Genomic DNA, 3,512 nt, shown 5'->3' with positions numbered 1-3,512 from the left:
GTCCAATCACATCTTTCACAAAAAAGGCCGTTTCGCTCATCATAGGCCCCCAACCTGCTTCGTACCAACCCACTGAGCCATCTTCAAAACGAATTTGTAATTGTCCATAATTATAATTTCCCTCTGGAATATCATCGGTTAATCTTGCCCCAATGGCATTGACTTGCAGGGGCTTCGAGCGAGTCATTTGACACATCACATCGATATAATGAACACCACAATCTACAATTGGACTAAGGCTTTTCATCAAATTTCTGTGCACATCCCACATATATCCATGGCTCTGTTGGTTGAGATTCATGCGCATGACCAAAGGACGTCCTAGTCCCGAAGCCACCTCCACAAATTTTTCCCACGAAGGATGATGTCTCAAAATATATCCAACGACAACTTTCTTATTTTTCTCTTTTGCTTTAGCAGCAACTCTTTCGGCACCAGCTACGGTATCAGCCAAAGGTTTTTCGATAAATACATGACAATCAGCTTCTAATGCCTGAATGGCAAAGGCTTCATGGGTATCAGGATAAGTCGAAATACAAACTGCATCGGGCTTTGTAGCCTCCAAAGCTTCAGCATAGTCGTTAAAAAGCGAATATCCTCCTCCTAATTTCTCGTTGAGTACTTCTTTACTTTTTCCAGTAGAAACAATTCCGCAAATCTCGAAAATTTCTGAATTGTGATAGGCTGTGGCGTGCGAGGCACCCATATTTCCGCAACCAACAACCAATACTTTGATTTTTTGAACTGACATTTTTTTGGTAGTTAAATCAATTTAGATATGTGTCTGTAATCTGTTTATAAAACAATCAATTACGTCAATATCCTCCTATTTTATGAAAATTGGATATGATGTGATTTCTCACTGTTTAGTTCAAATCTATAAATTTATACCGAATTTATTGTCCTGTCGAGTGAAGTTCCTGAGGAAAAGTGCATAGTAACAAAGGCATAAAGAGAAAGGCGAGTTTTATCATTTAACCCAAAACTCTCTCTATGCCTTACTTTTATGGTTTGTACTCAGTAATTGGGCAGCATTACTAGTTCAAGACTTCGTCTTGGACTCATTTTTTATACAGTTTAAAACTGAAACAAACACTAGTTCGAGACTAAGTCTCGAACTAGTGAAGCATACAAGCAACTAATACCCTCTTGCACTTAGGAAATTTTGAATGAAGTCATAGAAATGGCACCCAAAACCGTTTTATCATTAAAAACGCTTACTTCTTCCTGTGCTTGTTGTGTACCAACGGTATAAAGTAAAGGTAAAAAATGATCTGGAGATGGCGCCGATAATTGTACCGCCGAGCCCAAACTTTGATAGTTAATCAAGGATTTATGGTCTTGATTAACGACCATTTTTTTCAACATTGCATTCGCTTCCAAAGCCCAATCATACCCATATTCTGGCAAGTGAAGTTTGTCCCAAGCCAAACGACGAAGGTTATGAACGATATTACCACTACCCACAATCAGTACGCCTTTATCTCGTAATTTGGCAATTTCTTTTGCTAGGTCATAATGATACTGTGGCGCTTGGGTATAATCCAAACTCAACTGTAAAACTGGCACATCAGCCTTTGGATAAATATGCTTGATTATACTCCAAGCACCATGATCTAATCCCCATTGTTCATCGAGTCCAACCTCTGTTGAGCGAATCGACTCCTTAGTTTCCAATGCGATAGAAGGACTTCCTGGCGCAGGATATTGCACATCGAATAAGGCTTGTGGAAAGCCCCCAAAATCGTGGATTGTTTTGGGTTTTGGCATAGCTGTAACAAAAGTACCTCTTGTTTCCCAGTGTGCCGAAATACACAAAATGGCACGCGGTTTAGGTAAATCTTGTCCAATTTTTTTCCACCCTCTCGAAAACTCATTATCCTCAATTGCGTTCATAGGACTACCATGTCCTATGAAAAAAGCAGGCATCCTCTCCGTCCTTGGAGCATTAGCTAACTCATTTAAAGCCTTGATATCCATATTCATAGTGGCTGGCAATATTGCCATGGCCTTTAAAAAATCCTTGCGATTCATGTATATACATTAAATTTCCATAAAGGTAACAATAAATCCATTCTATTCATTTCATGAACAGTAAAATTTAATGTATATACACAGAATTTGTTACGTGAGTCTGGTATTGAGTGATTCACACAAGTAGAGACGTAATATTTTACGTCTTTCATTCCTACACAAGGATTATTTAGCTTACAAAAGGGTTTTTGAAGGGAAAATTTACAAGAACTTTACTTTAAAGAAGCCATATTGATATTGGATTTTGATTACAGCGCCATAATCAATATCAACTGCGAAGACTTTCTGGGCGGGAATTTCTAAAATTAAATGTAAAATCGTTCGTATCACACCTCCATGGCAAACAATGACTTTATCATTTGTAGATTGCTGCAAAGTTTCTTCCCAAACAGATTTTACTCTTTCTATCATCTCGGAAAAACTCTCACCATTGGGAGTCGCAACATTGACAAAGTCTCGCATCCAAAGCTGGCTTTCTTCTTCGGGAATATCGTTCCAAAGTTTCATTTCCCAATTTCCAAAATTCATTTCCATCCATCTCTTATCATTACGGACTAGTTTTTCTGGAAACAAAAAATCAACTAATAGACTACAACGACTCAGCGGACTAGTGAGTAAATCAATATCCCTTTGATTATCAGGAAGTTTAGTCTTAACACCTATTGCTTCCTTCTCAAAGGTATTTGCCAAAGAGACATCACTTTGTCCATAGCATAATCCTTTAGGAACATCCACAGAAGTATGTCGAATCAGGTATATATCCATGACTAAATCTTATTTTACCGTCCAAATTCCTACTAAAGACAAATAGGCGATAACCTCTGTTAATTGTTGAATGCTACCTAAACAATCGCCTGTGTAACCACCAAGCCATTTGGTAAAAAAACGAGCGAGATAGTCTCGCATGAGGAATATAGGAACTAGTATGCCAATAATTTTCCAATCTTGTGTAACGTAAACCACGATACACATAGGTAACAAGGCAAAGATAGAAGCTACGATAAAGGCATCTATCCCAATTTTTTTACCAATAGGTTTTGCTTTACTAAGGGCGTCTTCACGAACATATTCATGGGTAAAAATCATCGACAATGCCGCATATCTGCTGAGTGGATGCACCAACATAAGTGCATATATTTGATAGTCTTTTCCAATATAAAAAAGACTACTTACTTTTAAAACCATCACTAATCCAAGTCCCAACAAGCCAAAAGTTCCCAAGCGGGAGTCTTTCATAATATCCAATATTTTCTGTTTGGTCCAGCCTCCTCCGAACCCGTCGCAAACATCCGCCAATCCGTCTTCATGAAAGCCTCCAGTAGTTAAAATACTCGCAACCAGACTCAAAAGAATAGCAATTGGAAAAGGCAATACCAACGAAAAAAGGTAAAAAACAAGGCTCGAAATAGCACCGACAATCCAACCAATTACTGGAAAATATACTGTTGCTTGGTTGAGCATATCTTCATCATGTTTCA

Annotated in this window: 4 protein-coding genes; all 4 read right to left on the bottom strand. The window is 38.3% G+C overall.

Annotated elements, in window-relative coordinates:
* The coding region (locus ACOVQ4_RS13250; protein ID WP_421821112.1) for a Gfo/Idh/MocA family protein at positions 1–751 on the bottom strand (751 nt) is incomplete at its 3' end.
* Between the two features lie 404 nt (positions 752–1,155).
* Positions 1,156–2,034, bottom strand: coding sequence for a 4,5-DOPA dioxygenase extradiol (gene ygiD, locus ACOVQ4_RS13245; RefSeq protein WP_421821111.1), 879 nt, complete (start codon positions 2,032–2,034; stop codon positions 1,156–1,158).
* Between the two features lie 201 nt (positions 2,035–2,235).
* Positions 2,236–2,799: an alpha-ribazole phosphatase gene (gene cobC, locus ACOVQ4_RS13240; protein ID WP_421821110.1), complete on the bottom strand. Its 564-nt coding sequence runs from the start codon at positions 2,797–2,799 to the stop codon at positions 2,236–2,238.
* 9 nt (positions 2,800–2,808) lie between these two features.
* On the bottom strand, positions 2,809–3,512 hold a 704-nt coding region (gene cobS / locus ACOVQ4_RS13235), incomplete at its 5' end, for an adenosylcobinamide-GDP ribazoletransferase (protein ID WP_421821109.1).

The organism is Flectobacillus sp., assembly GCF_049240685.1.
GTDB lineage: Bacteria > Bacteroidota > Bacteroidia > Cytophagales > Spirosomataceae > Flectobacillus.
The sequence above is the reverse complement of the archived record's forward strand: the minus strand, read 5'-3'. Positions and strand labels throughout refer to the sequence as shown.